The 24234-nt window shown below is 67.0% G+C and carries 18 protein-coding genes; 9 read left to right on the top strand and 9 right to left on the bottom strand.

The genetic code is table 11. The annotated features are described in order from the left end of the window. Positions 1-101 precede the first annotated feature (101 nt). Positions 102-1040 (bottom strand): LysR substrate-binding domain-containing protein, encoded by a 939-nt coding sequence (locus B3349_RS14090; protein WP_083520620.1) that lies wholly within the window; start codon positions 1038-1040, stop codon positions 102-104. A gap of 10 nt (positions 1041-1050) precedes the next feature. Then, complete coding sequence (gene purU, locus B3349_RS14085) at positions 1051-1899, bottom strand: formyltetrahydrofolate deformylase (RefSeq protein ID WP_291589573.1); 849 nt, start codon at positions 1897-1899, stop codon at positions 1051-1053. Between the two features lie 97 nt (positions 1900-1996). Between purU and B3349_RS14080 the strand changes: the two genes are divergently transcribed. The 4 genes from B3349_RS14080 to B3349_RS14065 all read left to right on the top strand — a co-directional run bounded on the left by B3349_RS14080 (position 1997) and on the right by B3349_RS14065 (position 9547). After that, complete coding sequence (locus tag B3349_RS14080; RefSeq protein WP_291589571.1) at positions 1997-4690, top strand: sensor domain-containing protein; 2694 nt, start codon at positions 1997-1999, stop codon at positions 4688-4690. 391 nt (positions 4691-5081) lie between these two features. Then, the gene (locus B3349_RS14075) at positions 5082-7562 is read left to right on the top strand and encodes an adenosylcobalamin-dependent ribonucleoside-diphosphate reductase (protein WP_291589568.1); all 2481 of its coding nucleotides are present in this window, start codon (positions 5082-5084) and stop codon (positions 7560-7562) included. A gap of 135 nt (positions 7563-7697) precedes the next feature. Further along, positions 7698-8243 carry a hemerythrin domain-containing protein gene (locus tag B3349_RS14070; RefSeq protein ID WP_218334138.1) on the top strand — a complete coding sequence of 182 codons (546 nt, stop codon included), beginning with the start codon at positions 7698-7700 and terminating at the stop codon, positions 8241-8243. A 236-nt stretch (positions 8244-8479) separates the two neighbouring features. Next, positions 8480-9547 (top strand): AbrB family protein, encoded by a 1068-nt coding sequence (locus B3349_RS14065; protein WP_280057953.1) that lies wholly within the window; start codon positions 8480-8482, stop codon positions 9545-9547. 148 nt (positions 9548-9695) lie between these two features. Here the strand turns inward: B3349_RS14065 and B3349_RS14060 are convergent, their stop codons facing one another. Next, entirely contained in the window at positions 9696-11873 is a 2178-nt protein-coding gene (locus B3349_RS14060; protein ID WP_291589564.1) for a c-type cytochrome, read from the bottom strand. Here B3349_RS14060 and B3349_RS14055 point away from each other — a divergent pair. Next, complete coding sequence (locus B3349_RS14055; RefSeq protein WP_291589562.1) at positions 11872-12135, top strand: hypothetical protein; 264 nt, start codon at positions 11872-11874, stop codon at positions 12133-12135. The genes B3349_RS14060 and B3349_RS14055 overlap by 2 nt on opposite strands. Before the next feature lie 260 nt (positions 12136-12395). On the opposite strand, the gene B3349_RS14050 is transcribed toward B3349_RS14055, so the two are convergent. From B3349_RS14050 to B3349_RS14035, 4 genes are all read right to left on the bottom strand, one after another. After that, on the bottom strand, positions 12396-14540 hold the full coding sequence (locus tag B3349_RS14050) for a TonB-dependent receptor family protein (protein ID WP_291589560.1): 2145 nt from the start codon (positions 14538-14540) through the stop codon (positions 12396-12398). Positions 14541-14747: 207 nt separating this feature from the next. Continuing rightward, on the bottom strand, positions 14748-15044 hold the full coding sequence (locus B3349_RS14045) for a BTH_I0359 family protein (protein ID WP_066541219.1): 297 nt from the start codon (positions 15042-15044) through the stop codon (positions 14748-14750). 154 nt (positions 15045-15198) lie between these two features. Continuing rightward, positions 15199-16338: a DUF3108 domain-containing protein gene (locus tag B3349_RS14040; RefSeq protein ID WP_291589558.1), complete on the bottom strand. Its 1140-nt coding sequence runs from the start codon at positions 16336-16338 to the stop codon at positions 15199-15201. An 11-nt stretch (positions 16339-16349) separates the two neighbouring features. After that, the gene (locus B3349_RS14035; RefSeq protein ID WP_291589556.1) at positions 16350-17165 is read right to left on the bottom strand and encodes an IclR family transcriptional regulator; all 816 of its coding nucleotides are present in this window, start codon (positions 17163-17165) and stop codon (positions 16350-16352) included. An 88-nt stretch (positions 17166-17253) separates the two neighbouring features. Here B3349_RS14035 and B3349_RS14030 point away from each other — a divergent pair, with 88 nt between their 5' ends. The 3 genes from B3349_RS14030 to B3349_RS14020 all read left to right on the top strand — a co-directional run bounded on the left by B3349_RS14030 (position 17254) and on the right by B3349_RS14020 (position 20471). Further along, a complete protein-coding gene (locus tag B3349_RS14030; RefSeq protein WP_066541209.1) occupies positions 17254-18303 on the top strand; it encodes a fumarylacetoacetate hydrolase family protein in 1050 nt (349 codons plus the stop codon). Positions 18304-18367: 64 nt separating this feature from the next. Further along, the gene (locus B3349_RS14025; RefSeq protein ID WP_291589553.1) at positions 18368-19390 is read left to right on the top strand and encodes a TraB/GumN family protein; all 1023 of its coding nucleotides are present in this window, start codon (positions 18368-18370) and stop codon (positions 19388-19390) included. Positions 19391-19472: 82 nt separating this feature from the next. Next, entirely contained in the window at positions 19473-20471 is a 999-nt protein-coding gene (locus B3349_RS14020) for a Bug family tripartite tricarboxylate transporter substrate binding protein (protein WP_291589551.1), read from the top strand. Positions 20472-20682: 211 nt separating this feature from the next. Here the strand turns inward: B3349_RS14020 and B3349_RS14015 are convergent, their stop codons facing one another. Together B3349_RS14015 and B3349_RS14010 are read right to left on the bottom strand one after the other, a co-directional pair. Then, positions 20683-22251, bottom strand: coding sequence for a sensor domain-containing diguanylate cyclase (locus tag B3349_RS14015; RefSeq protein WP_291589549.1), 1569 nt, complete (start codon positions 22249-22251; stop codon positions 20683-20685). Between the two features lie 331 nt (positions 22252-22582). Further along, positions 22583-23590, bottom strand: a complete 1008-nt coding sequence (locus B3349_RS14010) for a zinc-dependent alcohol dehydrogenase family protein (protein ID WP_291589547.1) — start codon at positions 23588-23590, stop codon at positions 22583-22585. A gap of 176 nt (positions 23591-23766) precedes the next feature. Here B3349_RS14010 and B3349_RS14005 point away from each other — a divergent pair, with 176 nt between their 5' ends. Continuing rightward, positions 23767-24162, top strand: coding sequence for a winged helix-turn-helix transcriptional regulator (locus tag B3349_RS14005; RefSeq protein ID WP_291589546.1), 396 nt, complete (start codon positions 23767-23769; stop codon positions 24160-24162). The last annotated feature ends 72 nt before the right edge of the window (positions 24163-24234 follow it).

Below are 24234 nucleotides of genomic sequence, written 5' to 3'. Positions count from 1 at the left end.
AGGACGACCGTTTCTGCGGGGGCGTCCGTGCGGGCAGCACGCCAGGGCAGCGCCCCGCGCCTGCCTGGCCGCAGGCCGGCTTCACCGCGTGGCGCAGCTTTTCAGATGGCCTTGCTGACCCATTCGGCAAAGGCCGCACATTCCCAGCGGTCCATGGTGCCGGTGCGCCAGCACAGGTAGTGGGCATGGGGACTGGGCACTTCCAGATCGAAGAGGCGCACCAGCGCGCCGTTGTCCAGCCAGGGGGCGCCCAGCTTGAGTCGTACCGGTGCCACGCCCATGCCGGCCGCCGCAGCGTCGCACAGCAGGCCGATGTCGTTGAACTGAGAGCCTTCGGAGGGTTCGGGCCAGGCCAGGCCGGCGGCGTCCAGCCAGGTGCGCCAGGGCTCCAGCGGGCTGCGCAGCAGGGGCACGTTTTCCAGGTCGGCCGGGGTGTCGAAGGGGCCGTAATCGCGCACGAAGGCGGGCGAGGCCAGCGGGGTCAGCACATCGCGGGCGATTTCCATGTGCTCCACGTCAGCGTAGTGGCCGGGACCGTAGCGCACCATCAGATCGGCGTCTTCGGCCACCACGTCCAGCAGCGGGATGGCCACCTGCAAGGTCAGATCGATCTCGGGGTAGGCCGCGGTGAACTGGCTCAGCCGGGGAATCAGGATGCAGCGTGCAAACGTGGGCGTGACAGCCAGCTTGAGCCGCCGCCGCCCCGTGGGCATGCTGGCGCCGGGAAAGCGCTGCAGCGCGCCCAGGCCTTCGCGCACCTGGGCCAGGTAGGCGCTGCCGTCGGTGGTCAGGGAAAAGTCGGCCCGCCCGAACAGGCGGGTGCCCAGGGTCTGCTCCAGCTGCTTGACGCGGTGGCTGACGGCGCTGGGCGTGACGCACAGCTCCTCGGCCGTCTGGGTCACGCTGCGCAGGCGCGCCAGGGCCTCGAAGGTCAGCAGGCACTGGATGGGCGGAATCCGCCGCGCCGCACTGCTGTTGAAGAAGGCCTGCGGCGGCGTGGTCACCGGCAGCTGCGGCGGTTTCGAGGCGGGCGAGACCATGGGCCGGGTGTCAGCGGAAAACGACGGTCTTGGTGCCGTTGAGGATCACGCGGTGTTCGCTGTGCCACTTCACGGCACGGGCCAGCACCTGGCTTTCGGTGTCGCGGCCGCGGGCGGTCAGGTCTTCCACGGTGTCGGTGTGGTCGGCACGGGCCACGTCCTGCTCGATGATGGGGCCTTCATCCAGGTGCGCCGTCACGTAGTGAGCGGTGGCTCCGATCAGCTTCACGCCCCGGTCATGGGCCTGGTAGTAGGGCTTGGCTCCCTTGAAGCTGGGCAGGAAGCTGTGGTGGATGTTGATAGCACGGCCAGACAACTTTTGACACAAATTATCCGACAGGACTTGCATGTATCGTGCCAGCACCACCAGTTCTGCGCCTTCCGCCTCGATAATTTCCATCTGGCGTGCTTCGGCCTGGGCTTTGGTGGCCGCGTTCACGGGGATGTAGTGGAAGGGAATGTTGTAACTGGCTGCAAGTTGGTAGAACTCGCGGTGGTTGCTGATGATGGCGCGGATGTCCACGGGCAGCAGGCCGGACTTCCAGCGGAACAGCAGGTCGTTGAGGCAGTGGCCTTCCTTGCTGACCATGATCACGGTTTTCATGGCTTCAGAGCGGGCGTGCAGGCTCCATTGCATCTGGAAGGGCTCGGCCATTTCGGCGGTGGCGGTCTTCAGCGTCTGCATGTCCTGGCTGTCGCATGCGAATTGCACGCGCATGAAAAACAGCCCGGTGGCGTTGTCGTTGTACTGGGCAGCCTCTTCGATGTTGGCGCCCTGTTCCAGCAGAAAGCCGGAGACAGCATGCACCAGGCCGCGGCGGTCGGGGCACGAGAGAGTAAGAATATAGGCTTGGGTCATAGCCCTGCAATTGTCGCAGCAAGCTGGGGCAAGCCAGGGATTGAGGTAATACATGCAGCAAGAGGGCTCTGTCCCGCAATTGGCCCCGTGGCGGGCCATGGCTTTTTATGTGGCATTCGGCCTGCTCTGGTTCGGGGCGGCCGAGGTGCTGGCTCCGCATTGGGTGGACGACCCGGTGGCTTTGCCGGGGCTGCTGCGCTGGAAGACCTATATCTTTGTCTTCATCACCGGTTTGCTTGCCGCCTGGCAGGTGCGGCGCATGATGCGTGCCGAAGCCGCGCGCGTGGCCACCATGCAGGAGTTTTTCCACATCGTGCGCCATGCGCCGGTCGGCATTGCCCGCGTGGAGCCCGGCACCGGCCATGTGCAGTGGGCCAACGGCCGGCTGTGCCGCATGCTGGGCCTGACACTGCAGGAGCTGGCACTGCGGGACTTCCGTGCCCTGGCGCCGTCCCGCGATGAAGGCGAAGCGCAGGAACAGATGCGCCGCCTGCTGAACGGCGAGATCGACCACTACCAGAACCAGCGCACGGTGCGCAACGCCGAAAACGGCCGCAGTGCCACGGTGCTGTGCACGGTGGCCGTGGTGCGCAACAACCACGGTACGCCCATGCTGGTGCATGTGCTGCAGGACCTGAGCGAGATCGAGGCCGCCCGCCAGGCCATGGACTACAGCACCCAGCAGCTGCGGCTAGCGCTGGACGGCAGCGGCAGCGGCATGTGGGACTGGGACATGGAACGCCGCCGCTACACCTTCTCCGACGGGGTCGCGGCCATGCTGCGCTACACCGGCAAGGACCTGGCGCATGACGTGCGCTTCAAGGAACTGCTGCACCCGGAGGACCGCGAACAGGTGCACCGTGCCGTGGCCCAGGCGCTGCAGACCGGCGCCCTGTTCGAAGTAACGGCGCGGGTGCGCTGCTTCGATGGCGAATACCGCTGGTTCCAGGCGCGCGGCACGCGCCACCTGGATGCCCAGGGCCGGGTGCTGCGGTTCTCCGGCATCTTCACCGACCAGACCGAGCACCGCCGGGAGCAGGACCGGCTGCGCCTGGCCGCCACCGTGGTGGACAACACCATGGAAGGCGTGGTGGTGACGGACTCGCAAAGCCTCATCCTGTCGGTGAACCCCGCGTTCACCCGCCTGCTGGGCTATACGGAGCAAGAGCTGCTGGGACGGACGCCGCGCGCGTTCAAGTCCGGGCGCCACGGCCAGGCGTTCTACCAGGGCATGTGGCAGGCGCTCAACCAGACGGGCCACTGGCGGGGCGAGATCTGGAACCGCCGCAAGAACGGTGACATCTTCCCGGAGCGCATGTCGCTGAGCGCCGTGTACGATGCCCAGGGCGCCGTCACCCACTATGTCTGCATGTTCACCGACATCTCCGAGGAGAAGGCACAGCAGCAGCGGCTGGAGTTCCTGGCCCACAAGGACCCGCTGACCGGCCTGTCCAACCGCTCCTGGTTCGGCCAGGAGCTGGAGCGTGCGGTGCAGCAGGCCCGCCAGGGCAGCGAGCAGATGGCGGTGCTGCTGCTGAACCTGGACCGTTTCAAGGATGTGAACGACAGCTACGGCCATCTGGTGGGGGACGAAGTGCTCAAGCACATTGCCCGTCAGGTGCAGGGTGCACTGCGCCCCGGCGACATGATCGGCCGCATGGCGGGCGATGAAATCATCGTGCTGGCCCGCGAGCTGCATGGCCATGGCGACGCGGAGGAAATTGCCGAGCGCCTGATCCGTGCCGCCGCCCAGCCCTGGCATTCCCCGGACGGCTTTGCGGTGGTGGTCAGCGTCAGCGCCGGCATCTGCATGTTCCCCGAACATGCCGACACCACGGCCTCCCTGCTGCAGGGGGCGCATGCCGCCGTGTACGGCGCCAAGGAAGGGCGGGGCGAAAGCAGCGCCTGGTGCTTCTACGACGAAGGCATGACCGCTTCCGCGCGCGAACGCATTGCGCTGGAAGCCAAGCTGCGCCGGGCCATGGGCCTGGGGCAGATGCAGCTGTACTACCAGCCGCAGGTGGACATTGCCAGCGGCCGCATTGTGGGCGCTGAAGCCCTGCTGCGCTGGAACGATCCGCAGGAAGGCTTCATCTCCCCGGCGCGCTTCATTCCGGTGGCGGAAAGCTCGGGCCTGATCGGTCCGCTGGGCGAGTGGGTGATCCACGAAGCCTGCCGCCAGGCGCAGGCCTGGCGCCTGCAGGGCCTGCCGGAGGTGTCGGTGGCGGTGAACGTGTCGCCGCACCAGTTTCTGCTGACCGATGTGGCCGGCTGCACTGCCCGGGCCCTGCAAAGCTCGGGCTACAGCGCCCAGGCGCTGGAACTGGAGATCACCGAAAGTGCGCTGGCCGAGCGTCCGGACGAAGCCCTGGCCGTGCTGCGCAAGTTGCGCGAGCTGGGGGTGCGCCTGGCGATCGATGACTTCGGCACCGGCTACTCGTCGCTGGCCCACCTCAAGCGCTTTCCCATCGATGTGCTCAAGATCGACCAGGGCTTCATCCGCGACATCCCGCACAACGGCGACGACATGGCCATCAGCCGGGCCATCATCGCCATGGGCCGCAGCCTGGACCTGCAGGTGCTGGCCGAAGGGGTGGAAACCGTGCAGCAGCTGGACTTTTTGCGCAGCAACGGCTGCGATGCCTTCCAGGGCTATCTGTGCAGCAAACCCCTGCCTGCGGCCGAGTTTGCGGCGCTGCTGGCCGGTAGCGGGGGCACGGCGCGGATGGCCGGCCATGCCGTCCAGCCGGTGGCGCTGACGGCCGATGATCCCGGCACCGACAGCCTGTAAATACCAGAAAAAAAGGCGCGCGTATGTGACGGCCGACATGCGCGCGCATTCCACGGGACATGCCGGGGCACTGGCCCGCGGCAGGTCAAACAGCGGCACAATAGCGTCTTCATTTCAAGCCTTGCCCCCTGCTGCCTTCAGCTGGCCGGATGCAGGGCTTTTTCTCGTTCATTCCCCCTTGTTTGCCCCGCGTGCTCCGCTGTGAGCAGGCTGCGCCGCTGCGTTGCAAAAATGGTACGTGGCGACCGGAAGCGGCCCCTGCGCCCTGTATGGATTCGCAGATGTAGGAGCCCAAAACTTGGGGCATGATGGACAGAATTTGACGGTTATTTTGGATTGGCAATGGCTGCGGCCCCCCGGCTTGCAGATCCCCTAAAGGGTGTGGAAAACAATGAAGCGCGAAGACATGAACGTGGCTGCACAAAACGGTTTGACGGAACAACCCATCAGCCTGGACGTGCTGAAGGAAAAGTACCTCAAGGCCGGTGAATCCGGCATGGAAGACCTGTTCCGCCGTGTGGCCCGTTCGCTGGCCTCGGTCGAGAACGAAGACCAGCGCGCCGCGCAGGAAGCCCGTTTCCTGCAGAACCTGCGTGCCGGCGGCATCGGCGCCGGCCGCATCATGAGTGCCGCGGGCACCAACATCCAGGCCACGCTGATCAACTGCTTCGTGCAGCCCGTGGGCGATTGCATCCAGGGTGTGGACGACGAAGGTTTCCCCGGCATCTACGAAGCGCTGCGCGAAGCGGCCGAAACCATGCGCCGCGGCGGTGGTGTGGGCTATGACTTCTCGCGCATCCGCCCCCGTGGTGCCGAGGTGAAGGGCACGGCCTCCATGGCTTCCGGCCCCTGCAGCTACATCAATGTGTTCGACCAGTCCTGCTCCACCGTGGAGTCGGCCGGTGCCCGCCGTGGAGCCCAGATGGGCGTGCTGCGCATCGACCACCCCGATGTGCAGGAATTCATCACGGCCAAGCGCACCCCGGGCCGCTGGAACAACTTCAACGTGTCCGTGGGCGTGACCGGCGGCTTCATGCAGGCCGTCGAACAGGACGCCGACTGGGAACTGGTGCATGGCGCCAAGCCCGGTGCCGGCCTGATCGCCAAGGGCGCCCACCAGCGTGCCGACGGCCAGTGGGTCTACAAGACCGTCAAGGCCCGCGCCATGTGGGACAGCATCATGAAGTCGGCCTACGACTTCGCCGAACCCGGCATTCTGTTCATCGACAACATCAATACCGACAACAACCTGTCGTATTGCGAAACCATCAACGCCACCAACCCCTGTGGCGAGCAGCCCCTGCCGTCCTACGGCTGCTGCGATCTGGGCCCCATCATCCTGACGCGCTTCGTCAAGAACCCCTTCGGCATCCACGGCACGGCCGAGTTCGACTTCGCCGCCTTTGAAGAAGTGGTGGCGACGGAAGTGCGCATGCTGGACAACGTGCTGGATGCCACCTTCTGGCCGCTGCCCCAGCAGCGCGACGAAGCCATGGCCAAGCGCCGCATCGGCGTGGGCTTCACCGGCATGGGCAACACCCTGTGCATGCTGAAGCTGCGCTATGACAGCCCCGAAGGCCGCGACATGGGCGCCCGCATCACCGAAGTGATGCGCAACGCCGCCTACGCCGCTTCGGTGGAGCTGGCCAAGGAAAAGGGCGCGTTCCCCAAGTTCGACGCCAAGGGCTATCTGAAGGCAGGTACGTTCGCCAGCCGCCTGCCCAAGGCCCTGCAGGATGCCATCAAGAAGCACGGCATCCGCAACAGCCACCTGCTGTCCATCGCGCCCACGGGCACGGTGTCGCTGGCCTTTGCCGACAATGCCTCCAACGGTATCGAGCCGCCGTTCTCCTGGACCTACACCCGCCGCAAGCGCGAGGCCGACGGCTCCACCAGCGAGTACACGGTGGAAGACCACGCCTGGCGCCTGTACAACGCCATGGGCGGTGACGTGAACCAGCTGCCCGAGTACTTCGTCTCGGCCCTGGAGATGAGCGCGGCCGACCACATCGCCATGATGCAGGTGGTGCAGCCCTTCATCGACACCTCGATCTCCAAGACTGTGAACATCCCCGAAGACTACCCCTTCGAGGACTTCAAGAACCTGTACCTGGGCGCCTGGAAGGCCGGCCTCAAGGGCTGTGCCACCTACCGTCCCAACTCCATCCTGGGTGCGGTGCTGGAAACCACCAAGCCCAAGGAAGAGGCCAAGCCTGCTGCCGCTCCCGCCAAGGAAGAAGTGCAGGCCTTGGTCGATCCCATGCGCACGGTGATCGAAAGCCGTCCCAAGGGTTCGCTGTCGGCCGTGACCGACAAGATCGAGTACTGGACCCAGGAAGGCCAGAAGCGCCTGTACCTGATCGTCTCCTTCCTGCCCGTGGAGCGCCCCGAAGGCGGTACCGTGGACCGTGCCATCGAGTTCTTCATGCCCGTGGGCCAGAACGGAGAATCGCAGCAATGGATCACCTCCAGCATGCGCCTGCTGTCGCTGGCTGCACGCGGCGGCTTCCTGGAGCGTGCGCTGGAAGACATGCGCAAGGTGGTCTGGGACCGCGGCCCGGTGCGTCTGGGCACGTTCGAGCGCCCCGACGGTGCCCGCGTGCCCATGTGGCACGACTCGGAAGTGGCGGCCATCGCCTACGCCATCCAGCAGATCCTGGCCGAGCGCGCCCGCTCGCCCGAGCAGCTGCAACTGGCGCTGACCGATGCGCAGGAAGCCGTGACCCCCAGCGTGCACGAGCAGCACAGTGACAAGGCCGGCGCCCAGCTGATGGCCGGCAAGAAGTGCCCCGAATGCGGTGCCCATGCCATGATCCGCAAGGATGGCTGCGAGTACTGCACCTCCTGCGGTCACCTGGGCAGCTGCGGCTAAGCCCAGGCCCGCGGTGAAGCCCCTGCATGCAGTGGGCTTGTCGACACGAACGGCGGCTTGCATCAATGTAGCCGCCGTTTTTTTGTGCACCATGGCGGACAGCGGCGGATTGCATCCGCCCCGAAGGATGAAACCATGACCAGCCGTGTGGCCCTGCCCGGCCTGCGCTCCCCCGGTGCGGGCTTTGACCAGCCGTTCGAGATGCTGGGCGCCTGCCATGAGCGGGTGCAGCGCACCCTGGATCTGCTGCAGCGCCTGCAGACCTACCTGGCCGAACAGGGCGTGGACGACAGCGCCCGCCAGGCCGCGCGCGATGTGCTGCGCTATTTCGATGTGGCCGCGCCCCTGCACCATGAGGACGAGGAGCTGCACATCTTCCCGCCCTTGCTGCAGCCCGGCACCGACGCCGGCACCCAGGCCGTGGTGCGCCAGCTGCAGCGTGACCACGTGGCCATGGCCGCCTGCTGGGCCCAGGCCCGTATGCCGCTGCAGGCACTGGCCGGCGGGGTGCAGCAGGCTTTTTCGGCGGCGGACCAGGCGCTGTTGCAGCGCTTTGCGGGTCTGTATGCCGACCACATCCGGCACGAGGAAGGGCAGGTCTACCCCGCGGCCCGGCAACTGGTGGACGCGGCGGGCCAGCAGGCCATGGGGCGTGAAATGGCGGCGCGGCGCGGGGGCTGAGCCCCGCCGTGCAGGGCCCGCCCTGCTGCACGTGCGACAGCGAAGGGACGGCGTACTTGGGTTTTGATAGCTGCCTGTAGCCAAGGTGCGGGCGCTAGAGAACAATTCGGCGGAAAATTTGCTGCAGCGCACAAGCCGGTGATACTGGGCGCTTTGTTGCTTTCGCCACCCCGCGCGCTGCATGCCTGGGCATGCACGCCCTGCGCCGGGGCTGCTTTTCGCCCCGCCTACCTTCCATGCCCCGACTGAATTTTGCGACCCGCGCGGCGCTGACCCTGGCCCTGGCCTGGGCCGCCGCACTGCTGTGTACGGCGCTGCACACCCCGCTGCCCTGGATGATCGGGCCGCTGCTGGCCACGGCCCTGTGCTCCATGACCGGCGCCCCCACGGTCAGCTGGAACGTGCTGCGCAACCTGGGCCAGTGGACCATGGGCACGGCGCTGGGTCTGTACTTCACGCCTCAGGTGGCGCGCATGGTGGGCAGCCTGTGGTGGGCCATCGGCCTGGGCATTGTCTGGGCGCTGCTGCTGGGCTGGGCTTTCAGCGCCTGGCTGTACCGGCACAATGCCGCCCGCATGCCCCAGGTGCCGGCGCCGCAGCTGCGCGCCACGGCCTACTTTGCCGGGGCCATTGGCGCGGCATCCGAGATGACCTTGCTGGCCGAGCGCGAACATGCTCGCACCGACCTGGTGGCCGCCAGCCACAGTCTGCGGCTGGTGATCGTCACGGTCAGCATTCCGTTTGCGCTGCAGTGGCTGGGGGCGCAGCCACTGCCCGACCTGATGCCGGCCGCCATCCGCACCGTGCAGCCTCTGGGCCTGGCGCTGCTGGCGGGATTGACGCTGTGCGGGGTGGCGCTGATGCAGCGCACCGGCCGGCCCAACCCCTGGTTCCTGGGGGCGCTGGGCGTATCCGTCGGGCTGACGGTGGCCGATGTGCAGCTGTCGGCGCTGCCGGTCAGCTGGGTGAATGCGGCGCAGCTGGTGATCGGGGTCAGCCTGGGCGTGCGCTTTCGGCGGGAATTCCTGCGTGCCGCACCGCAGTGGCTGGGTTCGGTGGCCGTGGGCACGGTGGGCCTGATGGTCGTGTGTGCCGGTTTTGCCTGGCTGCTGCACTGGGCCACAGGCCTGCCTTGGGTCACGCTGGTGCTGGGGACTTCCCCTGGCGGCATTGCCGAGATGGCCATCACCGCCAAGGTGCTGCAGCTGGGGGTGCCGGTGGTCACCGCCTTCCAGGTGTGCCGCCTGATTGCCGTGCTGCTGCTGGTGGCGCCGATGTACCGGCGCCTGTATCCGTCGCATTGAGGCGTTGTCAGCTCCGCGGGGCTGAATACCACGCTGCACGGTGAGACATGGCGTCGCCCGCGGCGCAAAAAAGCCGCAGCAGCCCGAAGGCTGTGCGGCGGGAAGCCCATGCGGACATGGGCGGTACCGGATGGATCCGATGTGCTAATCAGTACCGTGCATCGGCAGGTTTCTTGCCGTTGGGCCAGTCCTTGAGCTTGGGTGCAAAGTCCGGGCGCGGCTGGTGGCTGAAGTACTCGGCCACGTCCACGGCGTCCTGGTCGGAGAGGCCGCCCTGGCCCAGCGGGAAGTTGCCGTGGAAGGCGATGGGCATGTTGCGCTTCACAAAGGCGGCGGCGGTATAGGTGCGGGCCAGACCGGCGCCGATGTTGAAGGACTCATCGCCCCACAGCGGCGGATAGACCCACTGGCCCTTGGCGTTCTTGATGCCTTCGCCGTCGGCGCCGTGGCACAGCGCGCACTGCTGGGTGTAGATCTGCTTGCCGTTTTCCGCATTCGGAATGATCTGCTGGCTGATCTTGCCCACGCCCCGGCCTTCGACCTTGTCTTCGGGCTTGGTCTCGTTGCGCATCCAGTCAAACAGCGCGACCATGGCCTTCATCTCGTCCGAGTCCAGCGGCAGCGGCTTGCCGTTCATGGAACGCAGGAAGCAACCGTTGATGCGGTCTTCCAGCGTGATCACCCGGCCGGCGCGCGGCGCGTAGCTGGGGAAGAAGGCCGAGATGCCGATGTAGGGCGAGCCGTCGGCCACGGTGCCTGCGTTCAGGTGGCAGCTGGCGCAGTTCAGCGCATTGCCCACGTTCTTGGGCAGCAGGTCCCGCGTTTCGATGTTCAGGCGCGCGCCATAGACCAGCTGGTCGGCGTTCTTCTCGTCCAGCATGCTGGCCAGGCGCGGGGTTTCGAAGGGGCGGCTGTTCTCGCCCTTGGCGTCCAGCGTCTTGCGCAGCGACTGCACGTCCTTGGCCTGGACCTCGGGCGCATCCTTGCGGCCCCAGTTGCGGCGGGTGAAGTTCAGGATATCGGCAATCTCCTGGTTGCCCAGCTGGGCGAAGGCCGGCATGGTCAGCGGGCGGCTGTGGGCCTGGGTCACGGGGGTGGTCCAGCCGGTCAGCATGATGTGGATCAGCGTGCTGGCGTTGTCCGACTGCAGCGAGCGGTTGCCGGCCAGCGGCGGGAAGATGCCGTCCACGCCCGCGCCGTCCGAGCGGTGGCAGTCCGCGCAGAACTGCAGATAGCCCAGGCCGCCGCGTGTGCGGTACAGGTCGGCCGGCACGTTGTAGTGCGCGGAGGCCGTGGTGGCCAGCGCCTCGGTGCTGCCCACGCTGCGTGCGGGAATGGCGATCACCGGCGCCGGGCCCTGGGCCACCTGCATGGGCAGGTCGTTCTTGCCGGCCGGCAGGGCCTTGAGGTAGGTGCCGATGGCCAGCAGATCGCCGTCGCTCATGTACTGGGTGCTGTGCTGCACCACGTCCACCATGTTGCCGGAGACCGAGCCATGGCGGTTGCGCCCGGTCTTCAGCAGCTCGGCGGTTTCCTGCGGCGTCCACAGGTCGCGCAGGCTCAGTGCGCGCCAGCCTTCCACGGTTTCGCCGGCCAGGAACAGCGGGCCATTCTGGCCTTCGCCGGTCATGGTCTTTTCCTGGAAAGCGATGCCGCGCGGGGTGTGGCAGGCGCCGCAGTGGCCCAGGCCCTGGACCAGGTAGGCGCCGCGGTTCCATTCGGCGCTCTGGCCAGCCTGGGGCTGGAAGGGGGTGTCGTCCAGGAACAGCCAGTTCCACAACGACAGGCCCCAGCGTTGGTTGAAGGGGAAGCCCATCTCCGACGGCTGGTTCGCTGCCTGCACCGGCGTCACACCCTGCATCAGGTAGGCATACAGGGCCTGCATGTCGTCCTCCGTCATCTTGGCGTAGGAGGGGTAGGGCATGGCCGGGTAGAGGTTGCGGCCGTCGGCCGCCACGCCCTTGCGCATGGCGCGGTCGAACTGCGCAAAGCTGTAGCCGCCCATGCCGGTGGTCTTGTCGGGTGTGATGTTGGTGGAATAGAGCTTGCCGAAAGGCGTCTCCAGCGCCAGGCCGCCGGCCATGGGGGCGGTCTTGCTGCCGGTGTGGCAGGCCACGCAGTCGCCCAGACGGGCCACATAGCGGCCACGCTCCACCAGGGTGCGCTGCTCGGCCGTCAGATCGGCGGCGTAATCGGCGGGCAGGTCGTCAATGACCTGGGGTGCAGGGGCGGGGGCGTGTTCCTGCACGGCGGCGGTGGCCAGGTGCCAGCACACGCCCAGCACGGCTGCCAGGGGGATAAGGCCATATTTGTAGGTGATTTTCATGCCATTTTCTCCACGCGGGATAAGGTGGTGGGGTGATATTGCCTTCACTGCATGTCATAAAAATAAAATCATGCGCTGCCGCGTTGATGTGCATCAGCCAAATAATGCATTTTTCATTGCCATGAAAATCAGCCACCCAGGACATCAACACCTCGCCGTGCAAATGGCGGGGTGTGTCGCGGGTGGCTGCGGAGGGCGCGATGGAGGCGCCGGATTCAGTGAGGATCCAGCAGGGTTGTGCTTGGCGTGCTATGAAGAGTGAAGGCGTGTCGCACCCGATTATCGGCAATGGGCGCGAGAATAAATCGATTGGCGCAGCGATATTCTCAGAAAAATAGCATGCTTAATGTTTGGTTAATTATTCTGATTTAAGGAATGAAAGAATGCCTGCCTGAATATCTGAATGATTATTTGGCACTGGCATGCCGACCGGCATCCTGATAAATACGGGCGCCATGAAAAAAGCCACAGCCCCGAGATCGGGACTGTGGCCATGTGCTGTGGTTGGGCGGTGGTGCAGGCTCAGAAGCTGTAGGCCAGGTTCACTCCGGTGCTCCAGTTGCGGCCGGGAGCGGCTTCGTAGTAGCGGCTATTGCCGTCGTTGACGATGACCGAGCCCACATACTGGCGGTCAAACAGGTTGTCCACGCGGGCGAATGCACGCAGGGTCCAGGGGCCCATGACCTTGCGGTAGCCCACGCTGGCGGCGGCCATGGTGTAGCTGGGGGCGGCTTCGCTGTTGGCGTCGTTCACAAACACCTTGCCCATGTGCTCGGCGGACACGCCCGCCGTCCACTCGGGGGTGATGCGGTAGTCCAGCCCCAGCCACAGGTGCTGCTTGGCCAGGCCGGGCAGGAAATTGCCGGCCGCGGCAGCGCCCGATGCCTGGCGGAACGTGGCGTCCAGGTAGGTGTAGGCGGCTTGCAGCTGCAGCTGCGGCGTCAGGCGCAGGTCGGCCTGCAGCTCCACGCCCTGGCGGCGGGTGTCACCGGCATTGCGGTAGGTGGTGCGGCCATTGTCGTTGCGGTCGCTGACGATTTCGTCGCTGGTGCGGGACTGGAACAGCGCGGCGCTCCAGCTGCCCTTCAGCGCGCCGTTCAGGCGCTGGCGGTAGCCCACTTCGTACTGGGTGCTGACGCTGGGCTGCAGCGCGCTATTCATGCCACTGCCGTCGTTGCGGTAGGACAGTTCGGCAAAGGTCGGTGTTTCAAAGCCGCGGCCAACGCTTGCATACAAGGTTTGATCGGGGGTAATCAGATAGGACAGTGCCGCGACAGGCAATGCCTTGTGTTGGGATGAGCTGCCGGAGTCGTCCACGTTGGGTTCATCGCCAGGCACGGCAGAGTTAGCTGGCGCTGTGTAGCGGTCGTCAATTTTGTATTTGACGGAGCTGAATCGCAAACCTGTATCCAACGCGAGTTGGGGGGCTAGCTTCCAAGTGGCTTGGACATAAGGGTCGATGTTGTAGAAGGTGTTTTTTTCGTCACGGCGCAGAGCGCCTTTGACACCTAGCTGACTGCCAATAAAGTTTTCATATCCTTGACGGTCTTCCTGCGTGTAGTCCACCGCCAACCCCGCAGTCACTGTGACAGGTACGGGAGCCTCGCTGAATTTCCCCGTCCAGCGGGCATCCATACCTGCATAGTCACGGGCCATGTCAATGACGGCGCCAGCCTGACGAGCAGGTCTTTGGTTGTTAACTGGAGTGGACTGGTACTGCACCATGGAGCGGTGGCCGGCATAGGTGGTCAGCGCGAAGCTGTTGACGGCGTCCAGGCGGCGTTCGTAGGTGGCTCCCACCTGGGTCTGCTTCAGCGATTTGCGGGTGTTGTACAGCTCGGCCACGGCCTGGCCGTTGTCGGCGCGGTAGGAGGCGCGGCGTGGATCGGCCTGGTACTGCTTCCAGGTCAGGCCCTGGGGGTCCTGTGCATCCGATTCCATGGTGTTGGCGACGATGGTCAGCTGTGCATCGTCACCGATGGCGGTGCTCAGCTTGGCATTGGCGATGTTGCGGTCGGCGGCGCTGTGGTCGCGGTAGCCATCGGTGAGAAAGCGGCTGGCGCTGAGCACATAGCTCAGGCCCTGGGCCGTCTGGCCGCTGGCCTTGGCCGACAGGCGCTTCTGGCCGTTGCTGCCCACGGCGAAACCGCCTTCGACGCTGGGGGCGCCGGTCGGGGTTTCGGTGTACATGCTGACCACGCCGCCGGCTGAGTTGCCATACAGCGCCGAGTACGGGCCGCGCAGCACTTCCACGCGCTCCAGGCTGGCAATGTCGATGTGCGAGAGCGAACCCTGGCCGTCTGGCATGGTGGCGGGAATGCCGTCCACATACAGGCGCACGCCGCGCAGGCCGAAGGTGGAGCGCGCACCGTAGCCGCGCACGGACAGCTGCAGATCCTGGGCGTAGTTCTGGCGGTTCTTGATCTGCAGGCCGGGCACACTGGCCAGGCTTTCGGACAGGTTGACCTGCAGCTGGCGGTCGCGCAGGGCTTCGCCGTCGAGCACGGTGGCGGAGGTGGGCAGGGCCTGCAGGCTGGGGCTGCCGGCCGCAGAGCGCACTTCGGTGGTGGCCATGACCGCGTCTGCGGTCGGGGTCTGGGCGGAGGCAGCGGCGCAGCACAGGGCGCAGGCTGCCGCAATCAGGGAGGGGGACGTGGTGAGGTGCATGGGGGAGTCAGGGTGGGCACCGCGCCATGCCTGCGAACCCCAGGCGGGCCGCTTGCCGCTCCCGTCATGGTAGTAACCCTGAGTCCTGTGTGCAGGCGTTGCCCACGATAAACGCGTTGCGGACAGGGTCGGTGCCTTCGCCGCAGGCCGGGTGCCGGGCGCAAAAAAGGCCGCTGGTGCGGCCTTGGGGGGAGGTGGAATCAGGGGTCAGTGCACCAGCACCGGGTTCTGGGCCAGGCCGGAATACAGCTCCAGCGTGTCCTCGACTTCTTCCTGGGTGGGCGATTCACGCTGCCACTCCAGGATGACTTTCTGAAACATCTCGGCCCAGGAGCCGTCCAGGTAGACCTCCTTGCCCGAGCGTTTGTCCACGATTTCGAAGCCGTGGCGGGGCATGGGAGGTGCCGGGGTCTTGCCGTCGGCGAGGGTGATGGCGGAGGGTGTCTCCAGCTCGGGCTGCATGTGCAGGACCACAAAGGAATCCGAGTCGTAAAGCATTTGCATAAATAGCACCTCCTGTTGCCTGTTGCAGGCTCTAGATGGCCGCCGTGGCGGCGGTTTCAAGGGGGAGTCCCTTGGTCCGGTCGTCACAGGCCCAGTATTCCATGGAAATGCCCCGGCGCGCAGGATGCTTGGACAACACCCTTGTGGGCGGTATTCAAGGGCTGCTGTGGGATTGCAGCCGCAGGTCGGCGTAGTCGCCATTGCTTTCGCTCAACCGGATGCGCACCGGCAGATAGCCCAGTGCCGGCGCCAGCCAGAGCTCGGCTTTCTGGTCGCGGCCGTTGCGCGGCAGGCGTTCAAGGCGCAGCGTGTCCAGCGCGCCGCCTGGCAGCTCCAGTGGCTCGGCGCCGTGCATCTGGAAGGTCCAGGGCTCCACGGCCTTGGTGCTGGCCGTGGGCAGGGTGATTTCAGCGCCGGCGGGGTAGCGCTGCGGCGCGGCGGCCAGCAGGCCGGCCAGCTGCAGGAACACGCTGAGCCGGTCCTGCGTGCCGGGGGCGATGCGGGCCAGCGGAGCTTCGGGCTCGAAACGTGCCAAGCCGGCGACCCAGTCCATGCTGGCAGCACGCAGCTTCTTGCGCGCCCGGTCTTCGAAGCGGTCGGGTTGCAGGCCGCTGGCGGTGATCTGCCCGCGGCTGGCCTGGGAGCGTGTGCCCAGCAGGAAGGCACTGATCTCCTGGCTGGCCTGGTAGGACGGGCCTTGGGGCTGCCACCGCAGCCTGGCGCTGGCGCTGTAGCTGAAGCCCTTGACCTGGCCCTGTACCTGGAACACCAGCTGTTGGGCCGGTGGCGTCTGGTAGGCCAGATCGGTCTGCCGTGGCTGACCGGGGGCGGCGCGCAGGCTGATGCCTTGTGGCGGGGCATTGGCGTTGCCCGGCTGTGGGCTGGCGCTGTCCTCGTCGTCTTCGTCGTCCGCCGGCGCGGTCGTGGTGGACGGTGCGGCTTCGGCAGGCACCGGCGCGGCTCCGGCGGCGGCATTGTTCACCGCAGGCTCCGGCATGGCGTCCGGCGCCGGCTCGGGCGCTGCCACGGGCTCCGATACGGGTTCCGGCGCAGGCGGTGGAGCCGGCTGGGGGGCTGGCGCCGGAGGGCGTGGCTTGGGTGCCGGGGCGGGCTTGGGGGGCGGAGGTGGTGGGGGCGGGGGCGGCGCAATGCTGCGGGTGTCGAACACCGGCGCAGCGTCAGGGGCGGGCGCTTGGGCGGTGGTCTGCCCCCAGGGGAGATCGTTCAGCAGCCACCAGTGGGCCGCGCCCACCGCCACGGTCAGCAGCAGAATCACCAGGATGCGGCGGCGCATGGTCGGACCTTTCAACCGGCCGCCGTGGGCGTGGGGTGTGCGGGTAACGCCGTGGCGCGGTGGCCGAGGTCGTGCGACAGCTGCTGCGCCATGGACTGCAGCGGGGTGTGCACGCTGCCGCCCCAGGCGGTGTCGAAAGCGGCCGTCGCTCCCAGGCTGAGGATGCCCAGTGCCAGGTGGCCGCTGGCGTTGAACACCGGGGCGCAGAATGCCGCTGTGCCCGGCAGCAGGGTGTCGATCACACGGGCGCAGCCCTGCTGGCGTATGCCGGCCAGCAGTTGCTGCAGTGCGGCATCGGTGCGGGGGAGGTCGTTGCGTGCGCTGCTGCAGGCCTGCTGCAGTTCGGCGGCCAGCAGCGGTGCGGTGAGGGCGGGCGGCATCCAGGCGGCAAAGCAGCGGCCGGTGGCAGAGCTGAGCAAGGGCATCACATCGCCCAGGCGCAGATGGGCCACCGCAGCCTGGGGGCTGGGTTCCCAGTGCACCAGGGTGGGGCCGCGGTTGCCCCAGACGGCCAGGGCCAGCGTGTGCGGAATCTGCGCCTGCAGTGCCGGCAGGCGTTCGCGGGCCAGGCGCACCGGGTCCTGGCGCTGCAGCGTAGCCAGGCCCAGGTGGAGGGCGGCCGGGCCCAGGTCGTAGCGGCCGCGTGCGTCCTGCACCACCAGGTCCAGGCGCAAAAAGCTCACCAGGTAGCGGTGGGCTTTGGCGGCACTCATACCAGCGGTGCCTGCCAGGTCCTTGAGCATCAGCGCGCGCCCTGCGCCGGCCAGTGCCTGCAGCAGGGTGAAGCCCACTTCCACCGATTGGATGCCCGCGCGTTCCTTGTCCATTGCACTAGAATTTTTGTTTAGTTAAATCCATTTCACTGAACGTAATTCTGGCAGACCGCAGCGGTCTGCGGCATGGAGGCACAGGCCAATGAAACTCGCCACCTACAAAGATGGTTCCCGTGACGGCCAACTGGTCGTCGTCTCGCGCGATCTGCGGCTGGCCCATTATGCGACTGGCATCGCCAGCCGGATGCAGCAGGTGCTCGATGACTGGGCTTTTCTGGCCCCGCAGCTGCAGGACCTCTACCACCAGCTCAACCACGGCAAGGCCCCGCATGCCTTCCCGTTCGATCCCCAGCAGTGCATGGCGCCGCTGCCGCGCGCCTACCAGTGGGCCGACGGCTCGGCCTACATCAACCATGTGGAGCTGGTGCGCAAGGCGCGCAATGCGGAGGTGCCGGCCAACTTCTACACCGACCCGCTGATGTACCAGGGCGGCAGCGATGATTTCATCGGGCCGTGCGATGACATCGTGGTGCCCAGCGAGGCCATGGGCATCGACTTCGAGGCCGAAATCGCCGTGGTCACCACCGATGTGCCCATGGGCAGCACGCCGGCCCAGGCGCTGGACGGTATTCGCCTGGTGATGCTGGCCAACGATGTGAGCCTGCGCAACCTCATTCCCAACGAGCTGGCCAAGGGCTTCGGTTTTTTCCAGGCCAAGCCGGCCACGGCCTTCAGCCCGGTGGCGGTGACGCTGGACGAGCTGGGCGACAGCTGGAAGAACGGCCGCCTGCACCTGACGCTGCAATCCACCTGGAACGGCCGCAAGGTGGGCATGTGCGATGCCGGTGAGGACATGACCTTCCACTTCGGCCAGCTGATTGCCCACATCTGCAAGACGCGCAATGTGCGTGCCGGCTCTATCATTGGCAGCGGCACGGTCAGCAACCCCGGGGTGGAAACCGGCAAGGGCAAGGCCAAGCGCATGGAATGGCCCAAGGGCTACAGCTGCATTGCCGAGAAGCGCTGCATCGAAACCATCCAGGACGGGGCGCCGCAGACCGAATTCATGAAGTTCGGCGACACCATCCGCATCGAGATGAAGGGCAAGGACGGGGCCAGCCTGTTTGGTGCCATCGACCAGAACGTGGTGCCGCCCGGTGCCGATCGGGGTGATGGTGCCGATGACGAATAAGCCAGAAAGGGACCGTCAGCGCATGCAGCACGGCCACCCGATGCGGTCTCCCTGGAAAAGCCGCTTGGCGGCCGCGCTGCTGGCATGGGGCGCAGGCTGGGGGCTGGCACAGGCTGCAGCGCCTCCGTCCGGCAAACCGGCCCCTGCTGCGCAGGGCTGCCCGCCCACGCTGGTGGCGCCCAGCCAGCAGGAGCTGGTGCTGTTGCAGCGCCATGCGCGCGACCGCGGCATGCTCTGGAAGCTGGAGCATGGCGGCCGCACCAGCTGGCTGTACGGCACTATCCACGTCAACAAGCTCGAATGGATGATGCCCGGTCCCCGCACCATCCGGGCGCTGATGGGCGTGGACCGCCTGGCGCTGGAGCTGAATCTGCTGGACCCGGCCGTGCTCCAGGCCTTGACCGAAGGTCTGCGCGCCCGCAAGGGGGCACCGCCGCTGCCGCCGGCGCTGCAGCAACGACTGGACCGCCAGCTGCAGGCGGCCTGCATGCCCGAGGCCCTGGCACCGCTGCGGCCCGAGGCCCAGTTGGTCACGCTGCTGACCATGGTGGGTCGCCACCAGGGGCTGGATCCGCAGCTGGGAGTGGATCTGGTGCTGGCCGGTGCGGCCCATGCCCAGGGCAAGCCGGTGATCGGGCTGGAAACCCCGGAAACCCAACTGCGTGAGCTGGTGTCCGACGACCCGGCCGAGGTGCAGCGCAGTGTGGACAGCGGCTTGCGCCAGCTGGAGCGCGCGGATGCGTCACAGCAACTTGCGCGCCTGGTACAGGCCTGGGCCGATGGCGATGTGCGCCAGCTCGAACGCTACCCGCAGTGGTGCAACTGCCTGAACACGGCGCAGGAGCGCGCCGATTACGCCCGCCTGATCGACGGCCGAAACCCGGGCATGGCCAGTGCCATTGCCGAGCAGCTGCGTGCCGGCCACACCCTGTTTGTGGCCGTGGGCGCCATGCACCTGGTCGGTCCCCAAGGCCTGCCTGCGTTGCTGGCGGCACAGGGCTTTGACGTACAGCCGGTGGCATGGGGGAGCAGGACGCCGGGCGGCGCTGCGGGCGCTTCTGGCGCAAAAAAGACGCCCGCGCAATAGCGGCAAGCGCGGGCGACGGGCCCGCGCGGATTGCGGCAGCATGGAGGTCAGGGCGGCTTCCGCCGCCCACAGGAGGCAGAACATGGATCGCAGACAGTGGCTGGCCGGCACCGCAGCGGTGGCGGCCAGCGGACTTTGGGGTACACGGGCGCTGGCGCAGACCGCTGCACCCGGCCCCTCCGGCTGGCCGCGCCAGAGCATCCGGTGGCTGGTGCCCTACCCGCCGGGCGGCGGCACCGATGTGCTGGCCCGCACCGTGGCCGAGGCCATGCGCCCCGTGCTGGGCCAGCCCATCGTGATCGAGAACAAGCCCGGAGCCTCCACCAACATCGCGGCCCACCAGGTGGCCACGGCGCGGGCGGACGGCTACACCCTGATGTCCGCCGACAACGCGGTGCTGGCCTTCAACGAACACCTGTTTCGCAAGCTGCCGTTCGAGCCGGCCCGCGACTTCAGCTACATCGGCGGTATCAGCCGCTTTCCGCTGGTGCTGGTGGTGAACCCGGCGTTTCCGGTGCAGACCGTGGCCCAGCTGCTGGAGCGGGCCCAGGCCCAGCCGGGCGGCATCCATTACGCCTCACCGGGCAATGGCTCCCCCCACCACCTGGCCATGGAGCTGTTCAAGCAGCGCACCGGGGCACAGCTGACCCATGTGCCCTACAAGGGCGCGGCCCCTGCCGTGGCGGATGTGATGGGCGGGCAGGTGCCGTGCATGTTTCTGGACCTGGCTGCCGGCCTGCCGCTGATGCAGACCGGCAAGGTGCGGCCGCTGGCCAGCGGCTCGGCCCAGCGGCTGGCCGCGCTGCCCAACGTGCCCACGCTGGCCGAAGCGGGGGTGAGCGGTGCCGAGGTCTATGCCTTCCAGGGCGTGTTGGGCCCGGCCGGCATTCCCACGGCGGTGGTCGAGCGGCTCAATGCCGAGCTGAACCGCGCCCTGGCCAGTCCTGCCGTGGCGCTGCGGCTCAAGGAACTGGGCATGGATGCGCTGGCTGGCAGCCCCACCCAGTTCTACGCCCAGGCACGGGAAGAGGCGCGGCGCTGGGGCGAGATCATCCAGCGGGCGGGTGTGCAGCTGGATTGAGGGGCAAGGCCTGATGCCATGGGCGCTGGAGCGCGCAGCCGTGTGGTGGCACGTTTGAAAAATTCTTTGCAGCCGCAGGCCTGGGAGGTGCGGTGGCGCCAGGGTGTGCATGCTCCGATCTGGCGGGGCTGCAAAGCGTTTTTCAATGGGCGCACCGCCGCAGGGACGCAGGCGCTGCGCACGAAAGCCCGCAGCGCCCAGGACGCGCGACCTAGACGGTCTCCGCCACTTTCTTGCCCGGCATGAAGACTTCCACCCGATTGCGACCGGCACGCTTGGCGGCGTAGAGCATGTCGTCGGCCTGCTTGAAGACCGTGGGCATGTCGGTGCTGCCATCGGGCCAGCTGGAGACGCCTTGCGAAATGGTGATGTGGCCCACATTGGGCAGCTCGGTGGTTTCCACCAGCAGGCGCAGGCGTTCGGCCACCTGGGCGGCAATGTGGCGGGGCGCACCGGGCAGCAGGATCACGAACTCTTCACCGCCCACGCGGCAGGGCAGGTCGTCAATGCGGGAGACATCGCGCATCTGCAGGGCCAGGTGCTTGAGCACGGTGTCGCCCACCTGGTGGCCGAAGCTGTCGTTCACCTTCTTGAAATGGTCGATGTCGATGGCCAGCACCGCAAACGGCGTGCGGTTGGCGGCAAAGCTGACCAGGGCCGCATCCAGGTGACGGCGGTTGCCCAAGCCGGTCAGCGGGTCGGTGTGCACATCCTGGCGCAGCTTGGTGATGTTCTTGTGCAGCAGGCCCAGGCCGACCAGCAAGGCCTTCTTCAGCTCCTGCGCCTCGTAATACCAGGACTGGACGGACTGGATGGTCTGTGCTGTCTCCGGGCGGTCCATGGTGTGGGCGCCATTGGCCAGCTGGCGCAGCGGCTGGGCGATGCGGCGTGCGCCCCACCAGATCAGCAGCAGCAGCAGCACGGTCAGCGGCAGTGTCTTGTAGAGCATGGTGCGCATCAGCGCATCCAGCGGTGCCAGGGTGGCGCTTTGCGGGCGCTGGGCCACGATGCCCCAGCCCGCGGACGGCACGGGCGCGTAGCCGGCCAGCATGGGTACGCCCTGGCTGTTGGTGACGGCAATGCGACCCGAATGGCCGCTGAGCACCTGGTCGATGGCTGCGTTGCCGGTGACCGTGTCGCCCACGCGCTGGCTCTGGGGGTGGTAGATGATGCGCTTGGCCTTGTCCACCACGTACAGGTAGGAGCCGTCTTCGTAGAAATGCTCGCCTAGCAGCTTGTCCAGCATGCTTTCCTGCTTCAGGTAGATGCTGCCGCCCACGGCACCCAGGTAGTCGCCCTGGGCGGAAAAAATCGGCTGGGATAGAAAGATGATCAGATTGCCTGCCGTGGACATAAAAGCCTGGCTGATCACCGGGCCCTGCGTGCGCAGCGAGTCCTGCACAGCGGTGCTGGTCAGTGTCTTGCCCTTGATCTGCAACGTCTCTGGCGAGGTGGCCAGCACCGTGCCCAGCGGGTTGTAGATGGTGATGGAATTGAAGCTTTGGGTCTGCAGGCGCAGGCGGGTGGCTTCGTCGATCAGCTGGTGCTCGTCGTCCATGTGCTCGGCCAGCAGCTTGGCCGTATATGCCAGCTGCTGCAGCGCGGACTGCAGAAAATCGTCGGTGCTCTTGGCGAGCTTGCGGGCGTAGGCGGCATTGCTGTCCTGGGTGGTGTCGATCAGCTGCTGGCGCTGCACCGTATAGCCCGCGTAGAAGGTGTTGGCAAACGGCAGAAGGGCGCTGCACAGTGTCAGGCCCAGGATGAGGCGGCGTAAGTCCATGGCGCAGGGGCAGTGCGGAGGTCCTGCCCGTCAAAAAGCGGCTACACGGTAGCCCGGCGGAGGCTGCGGCAGGCAGCGTGTGCGGGGGCGGAGCGACCTGGGCCGTGTCTGCGGAACAGAGTCCCCGCCGATGAACGGATTATGCGGGGGACTGGCGACGAGCGGTGTCGGCTTGCCGCCACGCCGGTGCGGCATTGGGCTGCAGCCGGGTGCGCAGCGCGGATGCAGGTATGGTCACGCGCACGGGACATGCCCTGCCGCCGAGGGCACCCCCGTCGCCCGCAGCCCACCCCGGCAGCGTGCCCGCAGGCGGCCGGGGTGGAGTGGCAGATCAGCAGTGCACCACGATCTTGCCGAAGTGCTGGCCGGATTGCTGGTGGGCAAAGGCGGCGGGCAATTGCTCCAGCGGGTAGCGGCTGTCGATGACCGGCTTCCAGGCAAACTGTTCCAGCGCACGCACCATGTCCTGCTGGTGTTCGCGGCTGCCCACGATCAGGCCTTTGAGGGTTTGCTGCTTGCCCATCATCTCCGCCGTGGGCACGGCACCGGCAAAACCGGTGAGCACCCCGATCAGCGCAATGTGGCCGCCGGGCGCGCAGGCGCGGATGGACTGCGGCAGCGTGCCGGGGCCGCCCACTTCCACCACGATGTCCGCACCGCGCCCGCCGGTGGCGGCCAGCACGGCATTGCCCCATTCGGGCTGTTCCCGGTAGTTGATGACCACGTCGGCGCCCAGGGCCTTGAGCTGTTCGGCCTTGGCGCTGCTGGAGGTGGTGGCAATCACGCGCGCGCCCATGCTCTTGGCCATTTGCAGCGCAAAAATGGAGACCCCACCTGTGCCCAGCACCAGCACGGTCTGGCCGGCCTGCAGGCGGCCGTCCACCACCAGGGCGCGCCAGGCCGTCAGGCCGGCCGTGGTGAGGGTGGAGGCTTCTTCATGGCTCCAGCCCTGGGGGGCGTGGGTGAAGGCGGTGGCCGGCAGGGTGATGGATTCACGCGCAAAGCCGTCCACGCCGTCGCCGGGCACCAGCTTGAAGTCGGACGGGACATGGCGGCCGGCCAGCCATTGTGGGAAGAAGGTGGAGACCACGGCATCTCCCACAGCGAACTCCGTCACGCCCGCGCCCACGGCGGTGACCACGCCCGCGCCGTCGGCCATGGGAATGCGGCCGTCGGCCGTGGCGCCGGGGCGGCTGGCGACCAGCAGGTCGTGGTAGTTGAGCGAGCTGGCGTGCACGCGCACCTGGATTTCGCCAGCGGCAGGCGCGGCGGCAGCGGGCAGTTCCACGGGGACCAGGTGGTCGAGGCCGCCGGGGGCGGCAATGTGCATGGCTTTCATGGCAATCCTTGGGTGAGAAATACGATGGGGTGTATGGTGCAATGCAGCGGCTGCAGGCGCCAGAACCGACATATTTGTGGGGTAGTATTAAAAATGTAAGTAATGCGCCGGTGCGGGCCTGGCGCTACGCTGCCGGGCTGCGGCATGCCTGTCCCGCACCACCCAGGAGGACCGTGATGAAACGTTTGAATCGCAAGAGCGGCTGCGCCGTGGAGGTGACGCTGTCCGTGATGGGGGGCACCTGGAAGCCCATCATCCTGTTCCATCTGCTGCATGGCAAAAAACGCTTCAGCGAGCTGGGCCGCCAGATCGGCGGCATCACCCAGCGCATGCTGACGCTGCAGCTGCGCGAGCTGGAAGAGGCCGGCATTGTGGAGCGCACCGTGCACGCCGAAGTGCCGCCGCGCGTGGACTACGCGCTGACCGCGCTGGGCCAGACGCTGCAACCGGTGCTGCTGGCCATGCGCCACTGGGGCGAGAGCTATGCGCGCGAGCACCTGCAGGAAGAGGCCACCCCTGCGCACTGCACCATGGACACCGAGGCCGCCGTGCCGCTGCAGCGCGCGGCATAGGCACCAGAGGGCCTGCGGCCAGCGGAACAGGACCCAGCGCGCAGTAACGCTGGCTCCTGCGCGCTGGGTGGA

This window comes from Comamonas sp. UBA7528 (genome assembly GCF_002479375.1).
Classification (GTDB): domain Bacteria; phylum Pseudomonadota; class Gammaproteobacteria; order Burkholderiales; family Burkholderiaceae_C; genus Comamonas.
Note: the sequence above shows the minus strand (reverse complement) of the source record. Positions and strands in the feature narration are given on the sequence as shown.